The organism is Agaribacillus sp. DX54 (genome assembly GCF_056858335.1).
The window spans coordinates 24,381-50,012 of sequence record NZ_JBXEQE010000028.1 but is presented as its reverse complement, the minus strand read 5'-3'; the positions used below and the strand labels follow the sequence as shown (position 1 = coordinate 50,012).

At 41.4% G+C, this 25,632-nt stretch carries 15 protein-coding genes; 5 read left to right on the top strand and 10 right to left on the bottom strand.

The window, feature by feature from the left end; translation table 11 throughout:
• Positions 1–91: 91 nt before the first annotated feature.
• From AC04NP_RS23290 to AC04NP_RS23280, 3 genes are all read left to right on the top strand, one after another.
• The gene (locus AC04NP_RS23290) at positions 92–1,099 is read left to right on the top strand and encodes a FecR family protein (RefSeq protein ID WP_482862376.1); all 1,008 of its coding nucleotides are present in this window, start codon (positions 92–94) and stop codon (positions 1,097–1,099) included.
• 173 nt (positions 1,100–1,272) lie between these two features.
• Positions 1,273–4,716 carry a SusC/RagA family TonB-linked outer membrane protein gene (locus AC04NP_RS23285; RefSeq protein WP_482862375.1) on the top strand — a complete coding sequence of 1,148 codons (3,444 nt, stop codon included), beginning with the start codon at positions 1,273–1,275 and terminating at the stop codon, positions 4,714–4,716.
• Between the two features lie 22 nt (positions 4,717–4,738).
• Positions 4,739–6,487, top strand: coding sequence for a RagB/SusD family nutrient uptake outer membrane protein (locus AC04NP_RS23280; protein ID WP_482862373.1), 1,749 nt, complete (start codon positions 4,739–4,741; stop codon positions 6,485–6,487).
• A gap of 87 nt (positions 6,488–6,574) precedes the next feature.
• Here AC04NP_RS23280 and AC04NP_RS23275 read toward each other — a convergent pair whose 3' ends face one another.
• From AC04NP_RS23275 to AC04NP_RS23245, 7 genes are all read right to left on the bottom strand, one after another.
• Positions 6,575–7,774 (bottom strand): UxaA family hydrolase, encoded by a 1,200-nt coding sequence (locus tag AC04NP_RS23275; RefSeq protein ID WP_482862371.1) that lies wholly within the window; start codon positions 7,772–7,774, stop codon positions 6,575–6,577.
• Positions 7,761–8,072: a UxaA family hydrolase gene (locus AC04NP_RS23270; protein ID WP_482862370.1), complete on the bottom strand. Its 312-nt coding sequence runs from the start codon at positions 8,070–8,072 to the stop codon at positions 7,761–7,763. Before AC04NP_RS23270 ends, AC04NP_RS23275 begins: the two co-directional genes overlap by 14 nt.
• A 210-nt stretch (positions 8,073–8,282) precedes the next feature.
• Positions 8,283–9,779, bottom strand: a complete 1,497-nt coding sequence (locus tag AC04NP_RS23265) for a sulfatase (protein ID WP_482862369.1) — start codon at positions 9,777–9,779, stop codon at positions 8,283–8,285.
• 17 nt (positions 9,780–9,796) lie between these two features.
• Positions 9,797–11,914: an alpha-L-fucosidase gene (locus tag AC04NP_RS23260; RefSeq protein WP_482862368.1), complete on the bottom strand. Its 2,118-nt coding sequence runs from the start codon at positions 11,912–11,914 to the stop codon at positions 9,797–9,799.
• A gap of 14 nt (positions 11,915–11,928) precedes the next feature.
• Positions 11,929–12,567, bottom strand: a complete 639-nt coding sequence (locus tag AC04NP_RS23255; protein WP_482862367.1) for an RraA family protein — start codon at positions 12,565–12,567, stop codon at positions 11,929–11,931.
• A gap of 120 nt (positions 12,568–12,687) precedes the next feature.
• The gene (locus AC04NP_RS23250) at positions 12,688–15,174 is read right to left on the bottom strand and encodes a glycosyl hydrolase family 95 catalytic domain-containing protein (protein WP_482862366.1); all 2,487 of its coding nucleotides are present in this window, start codon (positions 15,172–15,174) and stop codon (positions 12,688–12,690) included.
• Positions 15,175–15,253: 79 nt separating this feature from the next.
• A complete protein-coding gene (locus tag AC04NP_RS23245; RefSeq protein ID WP_482862365.1) occupies positions 15,254–16,876 on the bottom strand; it encodes a sodium:solute symporter family transporter in 1,623 nt (540 codons plus the stop codon).
• A 194-nt stretch (positions 16,877–17,070) separates the two neighbouring features.
• Here AC04NP_RS23245 and AC04NP_RS23240 point away from each other — a divergent pair, with 194 nt between their 5' ends.
• Both AC04NP_RS23240 and AC04NP_RS23235 read left to right on the top strand, forming a co-directional pair.
• Positions 17,071–17,952, top strand: a complete 882-nt coding sequence (locus AC04NP_RS23240) for an AraC family transcriptional regulator (RefSeq protein ID WP_482862364.1) — start codon at positions 17,071–17,073, stop codon at positions 17,950–17,952.
• 632 nt (positions 17,953–18,584) lie between these two features.
• Positions 18,585–19,640, top strand: coding sequence for an alpha-L-fucosidase (locus AC04NP_RS23235; RefSeq protein ID WP_482862363.1), 1,056 nt, complete (start codon positions 18,585–18,587; stop codon positions 19,638–19,640).
• 40 nt (positions 19,641–19,680) lie between these two features.
• Here the strand turns inward: AC04NP_RS23235 and AC04NP_RS23230 are convergent, their stop codons facing one another.
• The 3 genes from AC04NP_RS23230 to AC04NP_RS23220 form a co-directional block, all read right to left on the bottom strand.
• Entirely contained in the window at positions 19,681–20,499 is an 819-nt protein-coding gene (locus tag AC04NP_RS23230; RefSeq protein WP_482862362.1) for a sialate O-acetylesterase, read from the bottom strand.
• 93 nt (positions 20,500–20,592) lie between these two features.
• Positions 20,593–22,095, bottom strand: a complete 1,503-nt coding sequence (locus tag AC04NP_RS23225; RefSeq protein ID WP_482862361.1) for a sulfatase — start codon at positions 22,093–22,095, stop codon at positions 20,593–20,595.
• Positions 22,096–22,398: 303 nt separating this feature from the next.
• Positions 22,399–25,623: a glycoside hydrolase family 2 TIM barrel-domain containing protein gene (locus AC04NP_RS23220; RefSeq protein ID WP_482862360.1), complete on the bottom strand. Its 3,225-nt coding sequence runs from the start codon at positions 25,621–25,623 to the stop codon at positions 22,399–22,401.
• Positions 25,624–25,632 lie beyond the last annotated feature (9 nt).

The window sequence follows — 25,632 nt, the reverse complement described above, 5'->3', positions numbered from 1 at the left end:
GAAGAAGATTTTTTTGATCGTACGGTATATATCTCTATTTGGTTAATTGTATTAATAGTGATTTAAACCAAAACAATGAAGTAATACAGTCATGAGGAAAGCTGAAATAAAAAAACTTTTGGAAAAATATATTGAAGGAAACCTGAATAAAGATGAATTTCAAAAAGTTAACCACTTTCTGAAGAATGGTTTACATAGTGAAATTTGGGAAGAAGTAATCAATGATCAATCATTGCCTGATCCCGGCGATAGACTGGATGATATTTCAAAATACAATTTATTAAATAGAATAATACATTCTAATAGAAAGTCTTTTCACAAGTGGGTTAGAGTACAGTCTGTGATCAATTATGCTGCGGTTTTAGTAATGATTGTAGGACTATCCTGGTCACTTTATCATCATTCGTCCCAACAGCAAAATGACCGCTCATTGGATGTAGCATATGTAGAAAAAATTAATGAGAAGGGCAGAAAAACAACATTTAACCTGCCTGATGGGACCATAGTAAAATTAAATTCCAGTTCGAAATTTAAGTTTCCGTTGTATTTCTCCGGAAACAAACGTGAGGTGATGTTGGAAGGAGAAGCATTTTTTGAAGTGGTCAGGGATGAATCTAACCCCTTTATTATTCGATCCGGAAATATCATAACAACAGTTCTGGGAACTTCCTTTAATATTAAAGCACATCAGGAATCTGACAACATCCAGGTAGCCGTGGTATCCGGAAAGGTTAAAGTTGAATCCATATCCGAAAATTCCGAAGCGGGAAATGAAAAAAGTGTGCTTTTAACACAAAATAAAAAGGCCGTCTATGAGAAAAACAAAGCGTCACTTACCACCTCAATTTTGGAGGAAGAAGACATTGCCTGGAAAGATGGTATAATTCTGTTTAAGAATGCCAATGAGGCTGATGTAGTGAGGAAATTAGAGGAGTGGTATAATGTACGGTTTTCGATACAAAATCAAGGTAACGAAAACTGGGATTTGACCGCCAAATTTAAAAATGAAACTCTTGAACATACATTGAGGGTCATAGGTCACCAAATAGGTTTTACATTCAGTATTGAGGAAAAAAACGTGTCTATTAAATATCAATAAAGCGAAACTAAATAAGCGCCTATGAGAATGGTTTAATCAAAAAAAACAGCAATGCTCAAGGAGCATTGCTGAACATGCCTTTCTCTCTATAGAAATACAAAGTTTGCAGCTATAACATTTCATGTAGAAGAGAATTTTTTAATGTAAGGTTTACATCAAAACAAAGTAAAGTTATGAAAAATAAAATTCTACTATGTAAGAAAATATTATTGTATTCATCTTTTGGCTTGATTTCGCAACTGATCTTTTGTAGCCTCCTTTTTGCCGCTGAGGCAACCATTGCTCAAAAAGTTGTTAGTGTCAAAGAGATTAAAATCAATCTGAAATTCAAAGCGAATAGTATAATTTCTGTTATGGAGGAAATTGAAAATGAAACAGATTATACTTTTGTGTATACAAAACGTCAACTTGACGATAATATCATCATCAATGGTGTTTATGAGGGCATCTCATTATATGAGGTGCTTATGGATATTTCGCACCAGTCAAATCTTGCTTTCCAACAATTCAATAATAACATAACTGTTAAAAACATCAAAAAGACCCATGTAAAACAATTGGCACCCAATGTTGAAATTCTTCAGGTAACAACAGTAACCGGTAAAGTAACTGATGAGAATAGTGAAGGCTTAGCAGGAGTAAATGTCATCGTGAAAGGAACTGGCCAGGGCACAGTTACTGATGTGGAAGGTAACTATTCGCTGGAAGTGCCAGGAGTGGAATCTGTGTTGGTATTTAGTTCTATAGGTTATATTAAGGAGGAGGTTACAGTGGGTACGCAATCAATTATTAATGTCAGTTTGGTTCCTGATGTTGCATCATTAGAAGAAATTGTGGTAGTCGGATATGGGACAACGAAAAAGGCTTCATCGACAGTGGCGGTTTCGGCAGTTGACGCCGAAGAATTCAGCGAAATACCTACTTCAAACCTGTCAAATGTACTGGCAGGCCGTCTTTCAGGCACTCAGTTTACTGCGGCTTCCGGTGTGCCCGGCATGTCTTCTGACCTGGTAGTCAGGGGGACAGCTTCTTGGAACGCAGGTAGTGTTGTCTATGTTATTGATGGTGTTGTAAGGGACAAAGTAAGTTTCGACGCATTGGACCCGAATGAAGTAGAAAATATTTCTGTTCTTAAAGATGCGGCAGCGGCAGCTATTTATGGTGCCCGCGCTACTAATGGGGTCATCTTAGTTACAACCAAAATGGGGAAAACGGGCAAATTATCAGTGAATTTTAATACTGTCCATGGCGTATCACGTATTGCAGAATTTCCTGCCTATATGGGTATGCAGGAAGCTATTGATCTTCAACAGGATGTATTCAATAGTATTGGAGATGATGAAGAAGCGTGGTTATTGGAAAATAATCCGGACGGGCGTAACTTATTTAATGCCGTATACGAAGATCCTGCCACCAGCAGGTATGCCTTGAACATAACCGGAGGTTCGGAGGCGTTGACTTATTTACTTTCCGGTTCTTACTATAAAGAAAGTGGTTTTGTTTCCTCCTTAGGATTCGACAAATACAATATCCGTGGTAAAATAAATGCAAATCTTACTGACAACTTATCGGTTGGCTTAAATCTCAGTTTAAATAATGGTGTGAGAGACAGTTACAATGCTACGTTCGATGACGTCAACACACGTTTCCTATCACTGGGCTCTTTGTTAAACTGGGATCCGTTTGTTCCTGCCTATATTGATGGAAAACCTGTCCATTCGGGCTGGGTAGCGAATCTCCCCGAGCTTTTAACAAACAGTGGCTATTCGGAAAACACCAACCAGCAAATTGATGCACTGTTGAATATTGAGTATAAAGTACCTATGGTTGAAGGCCTTGTATTAAAAAGCTTCTTTAGTAGAAACATCAACAATAATTATACAAAGTCTTTTGCTAAACAACACACGGTCTATACTTTCAGAAGAACAGGTACCAATGGCCTGATCTTTACCGATGAGGTCACAGGATCTTTGCAAAGTAGTGATCCTGCCAGGGAATATATTAGTAATGCATCTTCAAGAACCAATTCATATCAACTAAATGCGCAGATCTCTTATGACCGCACATTTGGTGACCATCATATCAGCGCCGATGCTGTATATGAGCAATACGATTTTTCTGCCGCTTCTTTTTCCGCTGTCAGGTATAATTTCCCGTTGTTCCCCAAAGACCAGTTCTTTGCGGCCAGTGGTGACAGTGAAGATTGGAGTACGGGAGGATCAGAAGCTGAAGACGCGAGATTGTCATATATTTTCAGGGCTTCATACGACTACGCCGGAAAATATTTTATTACGGCTTCCCTGCGTCGCGATGGTTCTATTAAATTCGCCCCTGACCAAAGATTTGGGAATTTCCCCTCAGTATCTGCAGCCTGGCTCATTTCAAATGAAGGTTTTTATAATAACTCGAAATTGGCTGAAACCATCGATTTCCTTAAACTCAGGTTTTCGTATGGCAGCACGGGCAACGATGCCATTGGTGGCTGGGCATGGATTGAACAATATAATGTAGGCGGTAATTATTTTATAGGTACTAATGGTACTTTGGCCCCACGGGTAAGCTACGGTGGCATCCCAAATCCGAATTTGACGTGGGAAAAATCAAATTCATACAATATAGGCCTGGATATGGAAATGTTCAGGGGCCGTGTAAATTTTACAGTTGAAGCATGGCATAGGCATACATTCGATATTTTGGGCGGACGGATTCTGGCAATCCCCGCTGGGTTTGGTGGTCCGCTACCTGCAGAAAACTATGGTGTTGTTAATTCGAAAGGATTAGAAATTGATCTGGGGTACAATGGTTCCATTGGTAAAGACTTTACCTTTCTTGTGAAAGGCAATTTCACTTATAACACGACTGAAGTCGAATTAAGGGATGTAGCTGCCAATACACAGGAAATCGATGATCCGAATGGAAAAACATTATCCAGATACATCGGGTATGAGTTTGAAAAAATATTAAGAACACAAGCCGATATCGATGCTTTGCCTGAGGGATTTATACATTTTGGAGCTCCTCCTGCCTTGGGTAGCGCTAAATTTGCCGATTTGAGCGGCCCCGAAGGTATTCCCGACGGAAGAGTAGACGTCTATGACAGGGTCGAGCTCAGCGATCATTTCGGGGTCAATGCCGCACCCATCGCATTTGGGCTAACGCTTAATATGAATTACAAAGGGTTTTTTCTTGAATCGTTGTTTGCAGGTATGGCCGGTTATGAAAAAAGTTTCAGCTCAGGTTGGGTAGATGGCAGGAATATCGCTCCGGGTATGTTAAGGCTATCTCCTTACTACAGGGATTATTGGTCTGCGGATAATCCTGACGGTTCGATGCCTGCTTTACATAATTGGGGGGCACCTCAGTCATACAGTTATGTGCAATCTTCATCCTTAAATGTATGGAGTGTAGGATTTGTCCGGTTGAGAAACCTAAGTATCGGGTATGATATTCCTTCGACGTTAGCAAATAAAATTGGTCTCAGAAGAGCAAGAATATTCGCTTTAGGTACAAATTTGTTAACACTCACCGGTTATGAAATGGGAGATCCGGAGTTGAGTAACGAAGCCGCTTATCCATTGATGTCGACTTATTCACTGGGGCTTACTATCGGATTATAAATCATTCAAAATTTACAATAAGATGAGAAAATCAGATAATACAATAATCTTAGTTATTTCTGCGCTGACAATTTTTCTTTCCGCCTGCAATGAAATTTTAGATAAAGAAAATCTTACGGGAATAAACCCTTCGGATATTTACAGTAATGAGGCGCTTTCGGGTGCGTATGTCAACGATTTGTATGCCAGGCTAATGCCTGGTAATCCCGGCGGTACCGGTAATAATACGGACGAAGGAGTGGCACATAATAGAGCTACGAATGAATGGCTGACAGGCACAGCTACCTTCGATTCTTATAACATATATAATTCTTCCTACGCAAACATTCGCTTAATAAACCAATTCTTAGACAATATCGATGATGCTACATTTGATCCCGCTATCATAGATGAATTGAAGGGGCAGGCATTATTCTGGAGGGCATGGGTTTATTACAATTTGGTTAAGAGTTATGGGGGAGTTCCGTTGATCCTGATTTCTCAGGTACCAACATCCGATCTGGAGGAATTATCTGTTGAGAGAAGTAAAACCTCAATATGTGTGGCACAGATCATTCAGGACTTAGACGATGCGATCAACCTATTACCTTCATCCTGGACAGGTGAAGATGTAGGACGTATTGATAAAGGCGTGGCAATGGCTTTTAAAGGAAGAGTACTGTTGTTTTTTGCCAGTCCTCTGTTTGATGGCCTGGGAGGTGTGGCATCGTGGCAAATAGCATATGAGGCGAATAGAGCGGCTAAAGACTTTTTAGTCGAACAGGGAAAAGGTTTATATAGTCCTTATAAGGATATTTGGGATGTTGAATTAAACATAGAACATGTGATGATAAGACGGTTTAACTTCCCACAATCGTATTATAGCCAGGCAGGTGTGATCCCGCTTACCTGGTCGAGTGGCAATGCCGGACAAGATAAACCTTCTCTGGAACTGGTGAATGCTTTCCCAATGAAAGATGGTTCGGCCTGGGATCCGGCAACAATGTCGCTCGACACTTTGTGGAGATACCGCGATGATCGGTTTTATGCAAACATTTACTACAACGGTTCACCCAATCAATATGTTCAGGGGATGAGAGATGACGAGTCATTTTTATGGACCTATTATGAAGAAATAGAGGATTTAAATGGTCCGACAGGCATAATAGGCACTTATAATCCGATAACAGATGAAGTCGGAAACCCTTCTGCTTCCTCTTTTCATAGAATTAAGGCTGTCGATAAACATAAGAACAGGAACGAAGTGGGGCAATGTGATGTTGACTGGCCGGAAATCAGGTTTACCGAAGTGCTGATGAACCTTGGCGAGTGTGCCAATGAGGTGGGAAATACAACTGAAGCGCTCGATATCTTAAAACAAGTTCGTGCAAGGGCAGGTATTCTTGAGGGTACCGGGGATTATGGAATTAAAGCCAATTCAAAAGATGGAATAAGAACGGCTTATATAAATGAAAGATTTGTAGAGTTTTGTTTTGAAGGTAAACGCTGGGATGATTTACGCAGACATAAGATGTTTGGTTACCTAAGAGATTTGAAACAAAGGCGTGGTATAGCCTTAGCGCTAAAAAACGGTGAAACGCATGTAGCTAAGATGGATGATATTGATCAGGTATATACGAAATTTGACTTATCTGTAGTTGAAACAGATGTTTCTGATTTTGCGATTAGTGATCAGTTTTATATTTATGGTATACCCACGTCTGTTTTAGATAGAAATACAAAATTGGTGCAGAACAATAATTGGGGAGGAGATTTTGATCCGCTGCAATAATAAAATAATCAAAAATTCAAATTCATAAAGTCCTTATTTAGTAGCCAACCCTTCTTAAAATAATTAAGAGCGTTGGCTACTTTGTGTTTAAGGTAAGCAGGATGGGCCTGCGGGTTGGAAAGATTTATACAACAAAACGAATTCCTGGTGTCCAAGTGCCTCGGAGGCGGTTTTGTTTCCTGCAGCGGTACTGAGAATAGCCGAAATTATTTCATTAGAGCTCTCTTTTAAATTCAATTCTCCGGAAATTACTTTTCCTGCGTTGATATCCATATCTTCCTCCATCCGTTCATAAGTATCCGGGTTCGAACATATCTTAATGACCGGTGCAATAGGAGACCCCACCACAGATCCCCGGCCAGTTACAAATAATATGATATGACTTCCGCAAGCCATTAACTCTGATATTTCAGCATTATCATTAATATTTGGAAAACCAAATCTTGGTTCACCGTCGGGTACCACATCCAATAAATAGAGCCCCGGTTGCGTTGGAATATCACCGGGCTTGAGCAACCCTGCTATCTCCGATTTTCCCCCCTTGCTGTAGGCGCCTAAGGATTTTTCTTCAATGGTACTCAATCCTCCGTCAGCATTTCCAGGTGCAAAGCTTGCATGCCCCATGATAGTATAATACCGGGCAGCCTTTTGGATTGATTTTCGCAATTCATCTCCTAACGCTTTGGTTTTTGCCCGCGATGCGATATGGTCTTCAAAACCTATCATTTCACCGGTTTCTTCAAAAATGGTTATCGCTTTGTCTTCTACCAGCCTGTCAAATGTCAATCCTACGGCAGGGTTTCCGCTAATTCCGCTGGTGGCATCAGATCCGCCGCATATAGTACCTATTACCAGATCTTTAACTCCCATTTTCACGCTGGGAGTATTTTGCAGTTGGCGTAGCGCTGACCGGACCCACTCGGTCCCCCTTGCAATTGCTTTTGAAGTACCGCCTTCTTCCTGGATCACCAGGGTTGAAACAGGCCGGCCTGTCTCTTCGATAGTTTTAGCAAGCTTAAAACGGTTGAAGCTTTCACATCCCAATGACACCAATAAAGCTCCTCCTACATTTGGATGCGTACAAAGTCGTCTCATTACCTTGTCAGCATGGCTGTTAGGGTAGCAACCTCCAAATCCGATCACCTGGACCTCACTTTTCTTAAATCCCGATGCAATTTCAGAACTTACATGGTGAGCGCACTCTACCAAATACACCACCAATAAAACATTTCTAATCCCCTTAGAGCCATCGTTTCGGGCATAACCCTTCCATTCAATGTCCTTCATAATCATTTTGATTTTGTATAGTATAAGTTGGTGAATAGTCACTCTTCATGTTGTGTACATGGACAACATCTCCTATTTCAATAGGCGCTGTGGCAGAACCGATCGGGGTTCGAAACTTAATTATTTTCTCTTCCGGTATAATGGCTTTGCCGGCTACTTTAAATCCAAGCTTTACATCTGTTTTCATGTCGATTTCTTTATTTTCAATAAGAATTCTCTCTCCTTTTTTTATATCGCATCTCGCAATAAGAACGTTGTCCATATCATCCAGGCGAATTAATTTATCTGAGCTTTTCAATTGTTTAGGGTTTAATTATTAGAATTATTATTTCAGTCTTACCAGAACAGGAAAATAATCCGAAGACGCCTTTATCAATTCGGCTTCCCGGGCAGGCCAACTGTTTTTGGAGTATGAACACAAAGACAATACATAGACTGATTGGTAATAAAATATGTTTATATCGCATCTATTTAGTCCTATTATTGGTTCATTCCCACATGAGGCCCATTAAATTTCGTCGGGCCAGGGAACCGGTCGACCAGTTTCTTTGATTATAGGCATCAAGGCTCCGGCTTCACGCAAAAAGCCGGACAAAATTTTGATCAATTCGGATAATTTCCCCGGTTCTTCCGTTGTCAGGTCGTGCTTTTCCGATATATCATTTTTGAGATTATACAACTCAAACACTCTCTCTGCATGCTTATATATTAGTTTCCAATTGCCTTGCCGTAATGAACTGTACGGGAAGTATTGGGCGCCCCCATAGGTATTAGGGTAGTGCCAAAAAACAGGTCGTTTTTGTTCACCCTGCTTTTTACCTTTAAGAAAGGGTAAAAAGCTTTTCCCATCTATTATACCCCCAACCTGGCTAAATTCTGTTACCCCGGCCATTTCCAAAAATGTAGGGAATATATCCTCTATGATGATATAGCTACTGCACTCGGTACCGGGTTTAGTTACCCCTGGCCAGTGGACAATGAGCGGTACTCGTATACCTCCTTCATAAGGCAGCAGCTTATGCCCTCTAAGTGGTAAATTCCTGTCTGTAGTGCTCGGTTGCCCATTATCCGACATAAACACAATAATGGTGTTGTCTTCTATGCCATGCTTTCGGATATTTTGCATAATATCCCCCAGTGATTTATCCATACTCTCGACCATTGAAGCATAGGTTGACTGAAAATCCGTAAGTCCTGTGTCCTTATATTTATCATAAAATCGCAGATCCTTCTCCCAAGGAACATGAATAGCATAATGTGACATATACAGATAAAAGGGTCTGTTATCATTAACGGCGCTATCGATTGCCTGGTTAGCTTCAATGGTTAAAACCTCGTTAAGGTAAATGTCTTTACCGTGGTATTTTTCCAATCCAGGAATATCCCATATCCTGTCTCCATTCCTAAAGGCTGCGCTGAAGTTGTTTTTTCCATAATAACTTCCAGGTCCTCCTGCTGCATGTCCGGCAATGTTTATGTCAAAACCCAGGTTCAAGGGGTCTTCTCCAGGCGTATCTTTTGCTCCAAAATGGGCTTTCCCGACATGTATGGTTCGATAGCCTGCATTTCGCAGGATCATTGGCAAGGTATTTACAAGTGTTGTTTTTTCTGTTCCCACTTTTGAGGTAATTCCATTGACATTCCAGTCTGGCTCCGTTACTATTGGATGGTCTCCGCCTGGTGATTTATCTTTCCTCAAAGTCCAACTGGTTACGCCGTGTCGGGCAGCATTTAACCCGGACATTAAACTAATCCTTGAAGGGGAACACAAAGCACTCGCATAAGCTTGTGTAAACTTCATCCCGCCCTCTGCCAACCGTTCCATATTCGGCGTATGGTAACGCTTATTCAGTTCGGTAACTTCCTTGTAAAACGGCACTGATGTTTCCTGCCAACCCATATCATCTACAAAAAAGAATATAATATTTGGTTTCGTTTGTCCGGCTTGCCCTAAACAGCTTAACCAAAAGAAACCAAGTAAAAATATGATTGCAAGTCTACCCATAGTATTTGAAACACATTTTAATTTACAAACAGCTCTATTTCGTTGATTACAGTCTTTTGACTGTTTTTTACCGTAGAAATTGACACCAGCTTTATATACTTTGCTTTTGGTACCTGGTTAAAGGTAATTCGCTGAGTAATTGGGTTGTTTTCTATATTGGAGAATTCGCCTTTGCTAATGGGTTCTCCCCAAAGCTTGCCATCTTTACTTACATAAAACTCATATTCGAAAATAGCTCCTTCTATTCCCTTCCCGGGAGGAGTGTATGCAAACCCCCTTACATCAGTTTGTTTGCCCAGGTCTATGGCAAGATAAGGTTTGCTACTGCCTGCCTTGCCGGTGGCTTCCCAAAATGAATGGATATCTGCGTCAATAGCGTTTGAGGGCTGGGTGTCATTTGTACTTCCTCCTTTGCTGTCATACACCTTCCATCCTTTTTTGGCCATCCCAAACTCTTGCAAAACCACATCTGATTTTTGATCACTCTCCAAGTCTTTCGTATAGGCATGTATTTTACCTCCATGGGGCAATTGAATGGGACTTGTATATTTTTTATAGCTTGATGCTGTAGGCTTATCACCTAATGCATAGTAAACAGAAAGATCACCTGTCTTCTGCAATATGATATTGCCTTCTATATCCACACTCATTTCAGGCTCAAGCAGCAAAGGAGGAGCATTGTATATGCCCAGGTTACTAAGGGTTAAGCATGGAGCCTTAGTTTCAAGCGTGACTCTTGCTTTTTTTGAAGTTACATCGTCAAAGCGAAGCACTCTTTTATACCCAATTGTAGTACCATTAGCCACTTTTTCCCAACCTTTACCAGTTTTTATTTCAAGCGTAAATTTATGAATACGTTGACCCAGGCGAATGTTTTCCTGGAGTAACAGGCGATTAAATGTTGTTTCTTTTTTAAAACCTATATAGAGGGTTGCCGTGTGTACGCTATCATTGGTAGCCCAGTAACTCTCTTTGTCCCCATCAACACAATTCATCGGCGAATATTCGTCCTGGCTTCCTCGGTGATCACTGGATTTGATTGTTGCATTTTTGACCAGGTTAACGGAAAATTCCCTGTCGACCTGCTTTTTAAATTTCAATAGCGCCTTTTTGTCTATATCCCGTATTTGTCCACTTGGGGCGATGGCTATTCCGAGGTTTAGGGGTGAGCCGCGTCCTATGGAAGTGTAGTACAGTTCCATAAGGTTTTGTAAGCTACGTGGCTGATGACCGGTATGATAATACCATGCCTTGGGCCACAGAAGTGTCGTGTTTACTTCTGCTGGAATCCAGCTTTCTCCGCCAGGTTCACCTGTCCCCAGTTTCTTATGAAATTCCGGGTCGGACTCACCTGGAAACATCCCATAGGTATTAATTGTGTTCCAATTGGTTTCATTTGCAATACCTGCTTCATTGCCGACCCATCGTACTCCCGGGCCTACATCACTAAATATCACAGCTCCCGGCTGGTGCTTTTTTACCATGGAAAAAATAGTATCGTATCCATAGTACGTTCTCCTGTCTATACTTCTCCTCTCATTAGCTCCACCATAATAACCCGTTCCGCCATTTGCTCCGTCTATCCAAAATTCGAATACATCCCCGTATTCTGTTAGTAATTCTTCAAGTTGGTCATAATAAAACTGAACATATTCCGGACGTCCATACTCCGCGTGATTTCGATCCCATGGAGATAAATAAACGCCTAATTTCAGGCCATATTTTTTGCATGATTTCGATAAGTCTCCCAGGACATCTCCGGTCCCATTCTTCCAGGGGGTGGCCTTCACAGAATAATCTGTGAATTTACTTGGCCAGAGACTAAAACCATCATGGTGTTTGGCAACCAATATCAAACCCTTCATACCTGCGTCACGGGCTGTTTTTGCCCATTGATCGGTATCTAAATCCGAAGGATCAAATAGCTTTGGATCTACATCTCCGTATGCCCATTCTTGTTCTGTATATGTATTCAGGCCGTAACAAATGAGGCTAAAATATTCCATTTCATGCCATGCTATCTGACTTTTGGTCGGCACAGGCCCATAGGGCAGGGGAGGTTTCACCTGGCTACCACATGCTCCAAACATCAGCAACGACGCAAGGAACAAGGACATTTTTGTTATTTTTTCCATCAAAGTATATATGTTTAAAATTTACCATACTTCAAGTATGCCTCCTGGGGGTCTACACCTTCCAGGATGGCTTTTCTAACTAAGCTCTCCGTCCGAAGGACCTCCTCGGTTTTTTCGATCACCTCTTCAGCAATTTTCCCAGGAATGATTACCACACCGTCTCTATCGGCCATTACATAATCCCCGGTATGAATTGCTACTCCCCCGATATTAATAGGTTTGCCAAATCCATCGGCCACCCACCTTCCAACAACATCTACAGGGGTAAAGTATTTGCAGAATACTTTAAAACCGATCTTGCTTATAAAACCTGAATCTCTACACCCACCGTCTACAATATATCCTCTGATGCCGCGAAGCTGTAATGTCTCGGATGATAATTCTCCCATGTGTGAAAGCGTATCGTCATTGGGTTGACAGATCACAACACTTCCTTTGGGTGCTTTTGACAGCAATCCTGTCCACTGAAGCAGGGTCTCATGCGGGTCCAAAGCGTCATCATAGTGCCCGCTTACCGAATATACCTGTCCGGCTAACTTCTTATCAATATCCAGTGGACGGATTTCTTTGGGAAGAGTCTGCTGCTCGTACCCTATTGCTCGTAGTACATCATACACTGCCCCGGAATAGCATTTCTCCAGGCGGTTCGACAATTCATTGCTATCTGGTATTTTTCTTTGCATCTTGTTATTTGTACTAATTGTTTATGATGGTCACAAAGGCATTTATGAAATATTGTCAGTGCCATTTCAGAATACCGTTATCATCCCGGACTATTCAAGCTTCATATTAATATGAGCTATCTGCCCCTCTTGTAAGTTTAACCTCCACCTGTTTTTGTTATGACTTTTTCCTTGGCGAATAAGGTTTCTCTCTTCAAATTGTATCGATTTCACCTTTATATGTTCTGGCAGCTTTAGCAAGACCTCCTGGGATCTATCAGACTTTAGAGACAATTCAATTTTCCCTGAATTCATATCCCAGGCCAGTTTTTTGACCTGTATCTGGTCTCTTAACAGGATATTTTGGATTGATCCGACTTTCCAGGATACAGGAAGTGCGGGTAAAAGATCCAACTTACCTTCCCAGCAAAAGGCCAACGAATTATTAACAACATCCGGAATTGTTCCAACCGGATCAAAACCATACCCGTTGTTTCCCGGCCAATAAGATATCATGAAGCTAGGGAAAACGTATTGCCTGGTGACCAATCTTGAAAGTACTTCATAAACCACATCTGCCCTGCCTAAGCGTGCAGCACATTGTGCCTGGTTCATCAAACCATGTGTAATATGATTACTATCTGGATCTTTCTCATTTAACAGGAATCCTCGTTCTTTAGCTTCGAATGCTTTGGCGGCAGCATTCCATAATTCAGGATCACGTTCCCGGTCAAACTCACAGAATTGGTACAGGGGCAACAAATGTGAATGATGGCGCTGGTTGTAATTTTCTTCTGTTCCCGGGTAAGCCCATTCCTGCAATTCTCCTTTTTCGTTGATCAGATAATCAGGCATTTTATCAAGCATTTTTTCCCATTTGGAAATATTCTCTTTTTCAATATTTAGCGTTTCGCATGACTTAATTAAATAGGTCAACACCGATTTGGCAACAGCAATATCGAAGGTAGAATTAGCGTAAAGCCGATGATCCTGCTCCGGGGAGTAGGAAATGAAAAAGGTATATTTGCCATCCTGGCCTTCTGTGTCACGAAGTAAGTCTTCATAAAAGAGTGCGCTTTCTTTTAATAATGGCACCACCCTCTCTCTAAGAAATTCCTCATCGCCTGTAAACTGATAGTAGTCGTAAAAAAAATGTAACAGCCATCCCATCGTGCCGATTGCCTGCTCTCCCGGCCAGTTACCCCAATGCAGGTATAAAGCTGTATTGGATGCCTTTGGGTTAGAAACAATGCCTCTGCAACCGTACAGTTTTCTTGCATTTAACCGGAAGTCGTTTAGCCAGGACGCTATGATTTGAAAATAACCTTCCATCAGTTCGGGCATATTGGCGCTCATGAGTGATTGGATACCCAACTGGATGTTTGAATCCAATGTATAATCGCCACTCCAATCAGGTTTCCAGGTGCCGGTCCATATCCCCTGGAGATTGGCAGGGTTCTTACCTGTACTGCATATAATTAAATATCTGCATGCATCGTACAATTTTTGCGCCAAAGCCTGCGGCATAGTGCCAGTAGCCGCCGCTTCTTCTAACATTGATTGAGATGAGACCTGTCTACTTACTTGCCCTCCTTCCAAATTTAATCTTACCCTTGAGAATAGTTCTCTATGTACTTTAGCATGTGTTGCAAATAGCTGATCATAGTCCTTAGACAATCTATTAAGATGGTCCTGGATTACCTTCACTTTATTTTTTGAATACCCATTAATGAAATCAGGATGCCTAGGCGAAAATGACCAGGCCTCACTTTGTGAGACAGGTAGTGGCGCCCTCCAGGTATCGACTCTTATCAAGATCGTAACCTTATCGGCCCCATTAACGGTGATGGTTTTACCATTATTCAATATTTCTCCTCCACCGGGAATAATCCTTGCCACATTATCATATCCACCTTTACCATTAACATAAGTAACATGAGATACAATCTCGCCATTTGCCACGCTCATAGTAACATCTATTAACTCATGGTCCATCTTCATTGAAAAGTCGGCATTCACTTTTCCTTTTGGTCCGCTAATTTCCATCACTACCACATCGTCAGGCCGGGATATAAACATCTTTCGTTCCCAATATCCATCCTCATTATCCCATGAAGCAACCAGTTCACCGGTAGTGAATTCTTCAGAAAGCTGATAATTCTGAATATTCCTGGATGGTTGTTTTGTATCGATATGAAAAGTAAAAGCAGGATGAAACGGGTCACTCCAGGATATTTTTTGCTGTGCCTTTTCTCTCATCATTTGATGAGCCAGTGCAGGTCCGTCTTTTCCGGCCTCCAACGCCGCTCTTTTAATTTCGGGCATTGACCCAGACAGGTCCTTTACAAATTCCTTGGTACCCAATGGAAGAAAAAGCTCACAATGATTGATTACAATGGTTTCATTATCGGGCTCACCATACATCATAGCGCCCATATTTCCATTTCCCGTCACCATAGCTTCTTCCCACCTGGAAGCGGGCTTATCTGTCATCGCTCCATTGAACTTTTCTGCCTGGCCGTAACATGAAAATAGCGGTATTGTTAAAAATAATGTTACACAAATAGAGATCATGCATTCAAATCCTGAAGTCTTCATATAATGATTTTTTATCGAATTTTCGTTTTTTTAATAACTACAAACCAGACTGTTAATTAAAACCCATTGCTAAACAGCTTCAAAAAATGATGTAGATCAGGGTCATTACCGCTAATAACATCACTGATAAAAACTTATAATTTCCGATACCCTTCCAGCCCTTTGCTTTGAAAGGTTCCAAAGGGCTTTCCCAAGTAAGTCGTTTACTTTCATTTGTATGTCTATGAGGCCTGATATAACTACACGCTATCATCACAATGCTGCAAACTATTGTCAGGTACACGCCATCCATCAAAGTCTTTGTTTCCCAAACAGGCCAGCCCAACATTTCGTCCAAACGTATGTAAAGAAAGAGCAATACACCAGCCAAAGTACCAAGCCATAGCGTCCATTTTGAAGCGAATGCCGATGCTTTTTCCCAAAAGACGCCAAACAAAAAAACAGTAGTTAACGGGGGTGAGATCAGTACAATGATTCCAACCATTTCATTAAATATACCTTCCTTTCCATCAATAAGAAAAGTCCATAACACCGAGGCGATCATAGCCAGGAATGCAGCCCACCTGCCAATAACTACCATCTTCTTATCGGAACTATCAGGTCTGAATCGTTTGTAAAGATCATAGGTGAACAGGGTGGATATGGAATTAAGGGCCCCGGAAACAGAACTCATAAGCGCAGCTAAGAGGGCGGCTGCCATTATCCCTCTTGCCCCCGTTGGCAACAGGTTTCTTATGAGGTATGATAGCGTATCTTTGCTTTCAACGATAGTATTGTCGAATTTGCCCATATTAACCAAGGCGACGGCAAAAAGTCCCGGAAGAACAAAAATGAACATGGGAAGCATCTTTAAAAATCCGGCGAACAGAGAACCCACCTGGGCATGATGAACATCTTTTGAACCCAATACCCGCTGTACAATGGTTTGATCCGTACACCAATACCAGATACCAATCACAGGATATCCAAGAAATACAGCATACCAGGGTAGATGGCTTTCATCGCCACTACGGAGCATATTCAGGTTTTGGACGTCTATATTCCCTGTAAACTGATCCCAGCTTCCAATTTGATCATAAGCGGCAATAGTTATTCCCAGGGCGCCCAGGATCAGAATTATCGCCTGCAGGGATTCCGTAATAACCACGGCTCTCAAACCTCCTACAATGGTGTATAGACCGGTAAGCAACACAATAATCAGGATACTAAAAGTCCTGTCAAAACCAAACATTCCTTCCATAACGATGGCTCCTGTTACAAGAGAAAACCCTATGTGTACGAGTATCGCTGTAGCGATTGATAGTCCCGCCACCCAATCTCTGGATGCCCTGCTGAATCGTAACTCCAAAAAATCCGGTAACGTAGCTACCTCACTCCGAAGAAAAAAAGGCGCAAAGAAAATTGAAAGGATGATCAGTACTAGGCCGGACATTATTTCATAATTACCATTCAGCAATCCATCTTCATAACCTGCCTGAGCTAGCGCTACCATGTGAATGGTCGATATATTGGTAGCAAAAAGCGCCAAGCCTATCACGGGCCATTTGAGGGTTCCTCCCGCAAGAAAATATTCCTTGCTGCTGGTAACCGTAGCTGTTCTGTTGAAATATGCTTTAATATAATGCCAACATCCAAGGCCTACAATGAATATCAAATAGCCCAGAATAATAAAAAGGTCAATAAGTTCAATTCTGACTTCCATGAAAAGCTTTTAAGTGAGCGCCTCTTTTTAATCAAGGAGCTTGTATGTTAATTTTCCTCCATCGGATTCAACCATTTCAGTTCAAAAATATAAAACGACAGTATGAATTCGTTTTCAATAATTATCGATAAATTGCACTAAATTATCATCCATTATAATTCCTATCCTAAAATAAAGATAGATTGGAATCAAAAATGAAACCTACGCTAATACAAGTACCAAGCTATGATAATTACTCTTTTAGAGTCTCCCCGGAAACGGTACCGTATCTTTACAACCCGTTTCACTACCATGCCGAGTTGGAGTTAACGTACATATTAAAAAGTGACGGCACCAGGTTTGTAGGAGACCATATCGAGAGGTTCAAATCAGGCGATCTGGTATTGGTAGGTTCGAATCTTCCCCACTGCTGGAAAAATGATAGCCAATACTTTCAGAGAAACTCCGGTTTGGAAGCGAAAATAATCGTTGTTCATTTCAAGGAAGATTTTGCCGGACCTGGCTTTTTTCAATTATCAGAATTAGCGCACATCGGTCAATTGATACGGGATGCCAAAATGGGCATCAAGTTTTATGGTAAAGACAAAAAAAAAATTTGTGAACAGCTCCGGAAATTGGTCGAAAGCCAGGGCGCCGAGCGGCTTACCACATTAATTCATATCCTCGACCTGATGGCAAAAGCTGAAAAAAAGGAAGCCTTATGTTCGTTTTACTCCCCCTCAAACCTAAGTTCTGAAAATATTGACAGGTTAAATAAAATATTCGAATATTCCCTGGAAAGGTTGAATGAAAACATTACGCTAAAAGAAGTCAGTAATCTGGTAAGTTTAACACCAACTTCCTTCTGCCGGTACTTCAAGCTCCATACCAGGAAAACCTATCGACAATTTTTAAATGAATTAAAGGTTGCACATATATGCAGGCTTTTACAACAAACTGATATGAGTATAGCTCATATAGCCTACGATAACGGTTACAACAACCTGTCTCATTTTGTCAGAACTTTTAAAAGAATGAAGGGCCTGAAACCATTGGAGTATAGGAGGAAAATTCAAGGATCTATGTTGGAAGAATGATTTGATCCCTTAAAGCTTTCCATTCAAATACAAACGCCTGTCACTTGCCGGCGCCCATTTTTTTAAAGGCTTCAGAAATAATTTTTCCATGCTCCACAAGTCCATGTGGGGTCAAATGTGTTGCATCTGCTTTGGGTAGTCCAATCCATCATTGAATATCCGCAGTTATACCTAAAATTTACATATTGTATCGTGAAATATATGAATATATCTGATGAACCTATTCATCACCTTTACCGCCCGTTTCGGGGATGAGAAAGCTCGTCTACAACATTTCAAGGAGCTAAGAGACAAACAAGTTTGATTTTGTAGGATAAAAACTCAACTGAAAAATTCCAATTAAAAAAGAATGACATATTTTTGCCTATCCATTTTTCTCCCTGAGGTCGCAGGGTTTTATTATAGAAGTCTGGATAGCAAATATTATGGACGTGATAGCATTCATGTAAAGCAAGAGGGGTATTCCAGGTGGGCTGAGATGATTAAAAGTAACCGGAAGTAGTGGTGTCATTGCCTTTCAGATTAAGAGCAGGAAAAAGCAAAACCAAAGATAATTAGTACATTGCAGCAAAGTAGGTAGATGTAGTTATTGCTTTAAAAATAAATTTATAATACTGATAAAAGTCTTTCTCATGAAAAAATTAGGATCCCTTTTAATTTTACTATACCTGACCAATGGATTGATCGCCCAGGAAAAGGTAGATTATTTAAACGAATCCGAAGATGATTTCGAGCATCGGATGAAATGGTTTGTAGATGCCAAGTATGGTATGCTTATCACTTTTGGGCTTTATAGCCAACTGGGAGGTGTTTGGAAAGGAAAAGAGATAGCTAATAAATATGCAGAATGGATACAAGCCTGGGCAGACATTGCACCGCAGGAATATGCCATGCTTACGCATACCTTCAACCCTAAAAACTTCGATGCTGATTTCATAGCTAAAACAGCAAAAGCAGCCGGTATGAAATATATTGTGATTACCACTAAGCACCATGAGGGTTTTTGCCTTTGGGATAGTAAATACACTAATTATGACGTAGCAAGTACTCCTTTTAAAAGGGATATTCTTGCAGAGTTAAGCGCTGCCTGTAGAAAATACGGCTTGAAATTCGGCACTTATTATAGCATCATCGATTGGCACCACCCTTCACAAGAGCGCAATAGCGATGGTGACGAAGGCTGGGGCTGGTGGGGTGAAGTACGCATGAAAACGAAGAGAAAAGGAGAATACGTTGCGTATATGAAGAATCAGATCAAAGAACTGATTGAAAATTATGATAGCGACATTCTTTGGTTTGATGGTGATTGGGTGCACTGGTGGGATATGGAAACCGGAACAGACTTATATCAATACAGCCGCGAGTTAAAACCGGAAATAATTGTTAATAACCGGGTTTCTAAGAGAGCTGACTTCAAAAAAGATTTTGGAACTCCGGAACAGCAACACCCGGGAGAAAGTTTGAAATACTATTGGGAAGCTTGCTATACCATGAACCATTCTTGGGGTTTCAAAGCAAACGATAACGAATGGAAAACTCCTCAAACAGTATTTGATAAACTGATGGATATTAACACAAAAGGAGGCAACCTGCTTTTGAATATAGGTCCGGACGGGAATGGAGAAGTTCCCAAAGAAAGTGTTAATATTTTATTGGAAGTAGGTGAAATGTTAAAAAAGAATAAATAGTCAAACAGATAGCTTTATCAGCTTTAGTCAGCGGAGCACTTTATTGCTCGCATTTTTTAAAGGCTTCAGAAATAATTTTTCCATGCTCCACAAGTCCATGTGGGGTCAAATGTGTTGCATCTGCTTTGGGTAGTCCAATCATACTTGTAAAGCTAATATTGGGATCAAGCGCCGCCATATTCTTTTGTGCTTCAACCACAATTGGTCTCTCAGATACCCAAGCGTGCTGCTCATCCACACCGAGGATTACTTTTAGCTCGTTGTTATTTGTCACCTCCTTAAGGTCAGCGATAATTCTGATCAAATTGTCTTCAAATTCATGGGCCATCTTATCATTTTCCGCATCACTTTCTCCCTGTATCCAAATAAATCCCCTGATATTTACGCTGACTCCCGCTTGTTCAAGAGTTGATACCGCTATCGCCAGGTCTTTGACCATGGAGTCATACATACCACCTTGCCCCGGCCGTTTCCAGTCGTTGTAAATACTAGTCGATCCTTTGGTATATTTGAAAATATAAGGATCATAACCCGCCCTCTTGATCTCTCTTGAGAAACTTACCTCTGGTCCGAAATGGCCGGGAGGAAACCGTCCTTCCTGTGGGCCCATTCGGATCCATTTTCCATTTGAACCGGTATTATCTATGAAAGTATAATTCAGCAAAATATGCTTATCTAAGCTGTCAGGGTCGGCCGGATAGAATTTGGCATCTCCCATCCACCCCTGTGCATTCGATTGCCCTGCCCAGATGAACAGATCAGCTTTTTTAGAATTAGCATGGTCTGAAATCCAAAACTTTGAATTTCTATTACATGCCGTAGTACCTAGGATTATTGAAAAGACCAGCAGGTATTTCACTATTATAGATTATAGTTTATTAGGATCAAACACTTTCTATTCTCAGGATTGATTGCACTGTTTTTATACGATCAAGTTTCGTTCTATGCGATCCTATTGAATTCGACTTAATGGATAACCGACAGTTTCTCCCATTTTTTTATCAGTTGGCATCTGAGCCTTTGTTTCTATCAAATGATCGGTTAAAAGCCTTGCTAATTCGCTTGTTTTCTGTTTTTCTACCTTCGACAGGTCATTTTGTTCACCTATATCGTTTTCGAGGTTGAATAATTCTATTTTTCTATCTACATGATGGTAGATCAACTTCCAATCTCCTTTTCTTATGGCACTGTAAGGGGGCTGGTCATAAGTATTCGGATAATGCCAATAGATAGGCCTGTCTACCGGATACTTTCCTTTCTCAGTTAATAATGGAATAAAGCTGATACCATCAGGACTATTGGCCGCTTCTTTTCTAAGTTTAGCGATTTCCAGAAACGTTGGGAAAATATCCTCTATTATCAGGTATTGCTTGTTAATTGTACCCGTTTTTGTAACGCCCGGCCATTTCACGATCATGGGCACTCTTATTCCTCCTTCGTAGGGTGTTAACTTATGTCCCCTGAGCGGAAGGTTTCTTGCCGCCTGTTTGGGAGCTCCATTGTCCGACATCAATACGATAATGGTATTTTGATCAACGCCAAGCCTTTTTAGATTAGCGCTAATATCCCCAAGGGATTTGTCCATTCCTTCCAACACAGACGCATATACGGCATCGGACTCACTAAGTCCTTTATCTGTATACTTCTGATAAAAACGATCATCTTTTTCCCACGGCACATGAATTGCATAATGCGACATATATAAGTAAAAAGGTTTCTTTTCCCTGACTGCCTGATTTACGGCCTCATTTGCCTCTAGTGTTAAAGCTTCTGTGAGATAGGTATCCGTACCATGATATTTTTCCAAACCAGGCACATCCCACACATGATTGCCTGGAGCTCGCCAGTTGGCACTGTAATTATATTTACCCAAATAGCTGCCAGGACCTCCTGCAGCGTGTCCCGCTATATTCACATCAAAGCCCAGGTTTTGTGGATCTTCCCCGGAAGTGTTTTTAGCGCCAAAATGAGCCTTACCTACATGTATGGTTTTATAACCTGCTTTTTTCAACAACTCAGGTAAGGTCTCTGCATAAACAGCCCCTTCCTGATCGGGAGCAGCACTTAAACCATTTACATTCCACCTGGCAGGTTGTATTACAGGATGATCGGAATCAGGGGATTCATCCTTGTTCAATGTCCAGTTGGTCACCATATGCCGGGCGGAATTCATCCCTGTCATCAAACTAATACGAGAGGGGGAACAAAGCGCCGTGGCATAAGCTTGTGTAAATTTGACACCTTCTTTGGCCAGCTTTTCCATATTTGGCGTATGATACTGTCGATTCAACTGGGTCTTCTGACTATGAAAAGGCACAGAAGTATCTTGCCAACCCATGTCATCGACAAAGAAGAAGACTATATTAGGAGGTTGCTTTTTTTCAGCAATACTATGGCAACGAGTAAAGCTTAAAGCAACCGAAACCAGTATCAAAATTGTTCTTATTTCTTTCATCTATTTTTGGTATTTTAATTTTTAACACATAACATACGGTCCTGTCTCCTCCGAAAAAATTCCATTTACCGGGTCCATATAAATATGCCGGCCTGTTATCTATCATCAGTACTTTAGGACATTCCAATTTAGGATCGTCTCCATATATTTTTACCACTTTATTAGGGTCATAGTCATCATAGTATGAAAAAAGGATGTCATACTCGATTTCAGCATCCCCGATTCGAAACGTTATTCCGTCTTTGGACTTCCAAAGTGTGCCTCCTCAAATCAATTAAGACAATTATTCATGTTAGAAAAATGCTATCTTTTGACCAATACTATTTGTGTGATCATTAATTCTTTATCTGAATCACCATATGCGTTCAGTACCAGTTCACCGTCGTTGCTGTCTTCTCTCATTACGTGCAGTTTGATCCATTTCCCATCTCCGGTATGCTTGTCCAGCTTTACTTTTCTGCCTTCGAACTCGACAATGCCGGATGCTCCCTGCTTTTTTAGATCTTTGAAATGAACCTGCAGTTCTCCAAGAATTCCGTCAGGGCATTTTAACTTCAGTTGAATCTGTTCCCCGATCCATGCAGTCCCGGCTTCATTTTTCAAAACTTCTTTGCATGTAACTTTGTAGTCTGTTCCTTTGGCCTGACTGAGTACCTGGTCTGTACTCTTATCCCATTTCACTCCTTTTTTCATGGTTTTCAGCTTGTTGCCGGCCTTCACATTTAGGATTGAACCGTCAAAACCATCGGATTTTACGCTCGGTTCCGTACTTTCTGCAGTGGCAAACATCTTATCCAGGCCTTCTAAATCCATCCTTTGATCCGGAGCAAAATCGGGGGATTGTAAATAGGTGACCAGACTCTGCTGAAGTTGGGTACTAATCGGCGAAGTTTTGTCCATTACGTCAAATCCGCATACCAGTAGTTTTCCTTCTCCTACTTTGAGTTCGAAAATGGCCCCTACCTTGTTATTACGGTGAAAATCATCTACCACCTGTGCTATGGGCTTGTATTCCCCGGGCATATTGTTCAGCAAAAAGGCTTTTGATTTCGGCATAAGAGGTTCCCACTGCCAGTCGCTGTGAAATGACGTTGGGAAACGATCGAATGCCGGGTGTTCATCCTTTAGCAACATGCCAATTGACGTTTTTCCCTGACCGGGAAAAAATGTCAAAGACCAGTAAAGTGGATAGAAGTTGAGTTTTACGCTATTTTCCTCATTACCGAGTTCATTGGCTATGAGCAGTACCTTTTTACCTTCATTTAGCGCATTTTTTGTGTTGTCGTTCCATTGGTCAGTGACGACCATGTCTTCCGGAATTTCCAGCTTGCCGGATTTGCCGGGGAAAACCCAAATATCCCATTTGTTTTGAAAGCTTGTGCCTTCCAGCACTAACCTGATAGTGAGTTTTTGGGCTTCTTTGATGTCTTCCAAAGGCATGGATAGTTGCCCAAGGTCAACCAGATCACCAACAGCAATCCGGCTAATGTTCCACTTTTCTTCAAGCAGCACTTTGCCGCTTTCGGTGATAATTGTACCGGATATCTGGGCATCGGCCATATCATTTTGTCCATGATGAGACAGTTGGGCTTTGGCTTCAAATACTTCGTTATTTGTCCACACGAACTTTGCCATCCTCAGCAATGGAACAGTTTCATCAAAATGTTGCCGGAATTTTTCTGGTGTTGTAATGCCTTTGCTTTCCCAGTGGGCATCCAGCCAACCGATCAATGCTTCTCCTTGTCCCTGGTAGTCCTGCATGCTAAGAAGCTGCACTCCTGCACAGCTTTTTGTTCGCAGGAAGGATTCGATTTCATATTTGTACATGATCTGGTTGAGGGCGCCCGAAGCTAATTTAAAGTCTTCATGCTGATCATCAATTCCATTTTTAGTAGCTATGGCTTTGAATTCTTCAAAGTTCCTGGCTTTCAATGTCCCGGTGTATTTGTCTATTTCAGTCCAGGAGGGGTAAACAGGCCATTGACCGATCTCGTGTGCGATTATCGGGATGTTCATTTGGGAATAAGTATCTTCAAAATCCCAATCTGTCCTGGGGCCGTTCAGGCCCCTGGTACGCCCTATATCCTGAATATAGTGTGTGGCAGAGTAGTCATCGGTTTCTGTAATTTTTCTGGCTGTTGAAACGGCATAGAGCCTGCGCGGATCTTTCTTCTTGAGGTCACTCACCCAGCTTTCAATGACATCAAAGTTGGCATTGCCCAATTCATTCCCAATGCAGAACATTGCAAAGGATGGGTGGTTACCATAGTGATCTACCACCCTGTTCATTTCATCGATCACAAACTTATCACGATCCGGATCATGGCCCAGTCCTTTCGGGTGTCCCTGTGTATCCATTTCAGGCCTGCCCCGGGCTACCATATCTGTGCTCATCCACCAATCTATCCAGACAGAGGCTTCTGCTTGGATGTAAATGCCCACCCTGTTGGCTGCTTTGAAGGCTGCTTCCGGTGGACACCATGAATGATAGCGAACATGGTTCAATCCGTAATCTTTGTAGGTTTTGAAGATCTTCTCCCAATCTTCAACATTTGCGGATGGGTACCCTGTCAACGGGAAATGTACACAATCGAGGTTTCCTCTCAGGAAGACGGGTTGGCCGTTGACCAGCACTTTGGTCCCATCATGGCTAAAGTTTACAAACCCGAACTCTGTGTCTTTTGTATGGGTATATTTTTTTGTTTCAACTTTGACTTTGAGTTGGTATACTTCCGGATCGAATTCATTCCATTTTTTAAGTTTGTTTTCGAGCGGTACAGGGACTTCTATGCCATTTTTACCTTTTGCTAATTTCTTTTGAACGGAAGTTTCAATGATACTGGCTTGGCCATCCAGGCCTGTTATTTGAACCGTTACCGTGGCGTTTTCATCTTCTTCAGCGGTTATCTCCAGCTCAACCTTCAATTGGTCTTCATCGACTTGTGAAAAAGTCCTTAGTTTCGAAATATAAGTAGGGTCATGGGCCTGAAGCTCCATCCTTCCCACTATGCCATTCCAAATTCCCTGGGTGTAGTCCCCATAGCCATGTCCTTTGTCACCGATATTGTGGATCATGGTGTTGTCCACCTTTACGACCAGTTCATGCCGGCCGGGCGTAAGGTTTCCTATTTTATGAATATGTGGGGTTCCCAGGGCATCCTGAACACTTAACTCTTTACCGTCGACAAATACCCTGGACTCCCATAGCACCCGTTCAAGAAAGACTACCAACTCTTTATTATCCCAATCCCGGGGGATTTCGATCTCCTTTCGGTACCAGGCTACTCCAATATACCTGTATTCGGGCGTCAAAATACCAAAATCAGACCCTACGGTTTTTTCCCCATAACCGGATTCAGCCAAAGAACCCGGAAGGTTGATCGGTTTACTTTTTTCTACTTCAAATCCCTTTTGTAATGAATCCAGTTGTACAACCCATTCTCCCCGGAGGTTTATTGTGTTTTGCTCCTGGGCACATGCAGTTATCAGTGAACTGATAACCAGCAAGATTAGCATAATCCTTTGCATATTTTCAAA

What these genes read in the sequence shown, in the direction of transcription:
- AC04NP_RS23290 (WP_482862376.1), top strand. Translation starts at nt 92, where the DNA reads ATGAGGAAAGCTGAAATAAAAAAACTTTTGGAAAAATATATTGAAGGA.
- AC04NP_RS23285 (WP_482862375.1), top strand. Translation starts at nt 1,273, where the DNA reads ATGAAAAATAAAATTCTACTATGTAAGAAAATATTATTGTATTCATCT.
- AC04NP_RS23280 (WP_482862373.1), top strand. Translation starts at nt 4,739, where the DNA reads ATGAGAAAATCAGATAATACAATAATCTTAGTTATTTCTGCGCTGACA.
- AC04NP_RS23275 (WP_482862371.1), bottom strand. Translation starts at nt 7,774, where the DNA reads ATGAAGGACATTGAATGGAAGGGTTATGCCCGAAACGATGGCTCTAAG.
- AC04NP_RS23265 (WP_482862369.1), bottom strand. Translation starts at nt 9,779, where the DNA reads ATGGGTAGACTTGCAATCATATTTTTACTTGGTTTCTTTTGGTTAAGC.
- AC04NP_RS23260 (WP_482862368.1), bottom strand. Translation starts at nt 11,914, where the DNA reads ATGGAAAAAATAACAAAAATGTCCTTGTTCCTTGCGTCGTTGCTGATG.
- AC04NP_RS23250 (WP_482862366.1), bottom strand. Translation starts at nt 15,174, where the DNA reads ATGAAGACTTCAGGATTTGAATGCATGATCTCTATTTGTGTAACATTA.
- AC04NP_RS23245 (WP_482862365.1), bottom strand. Translation starts at nt 16,876, where the DNA reads ATGGAAGTCAGAATTGAACTTATTGACCTTTTTATTATTCTGGGCTAT.
- AC04NP_RS23240 (WP_482862364.1), top strand. Translation starts at nt 17,071, where the DNA reads ATGAAACCTACGCTAATACAAGTACCAAGCTATGATAATTACTCTTTT.
- AC04NP_RS23235 (WP_482862363.1), top strand. Translation starts at nt 18,585, where the DNA reads ATGAAAAAATTAGGATCCCTTTTAATTTTACTATACCTGACCAATGGA.
- AC04NP_RS23225 (WP_482862361.1), bottom strand. Translation starts at nt 22,095, where the DNA reads ATGAAAGAAATAAGAACAATTTTGATACTGGTTTCGGTTGCTTTAAGC.
- AC04NP_RS23220 (WP_482862360.1), bottom strand. Translation starts at nt 25,623, where the DNA reads ATGCAAAGGATTATGCTAATCTTGCTGGTTATCAGTTCACTGATAACT.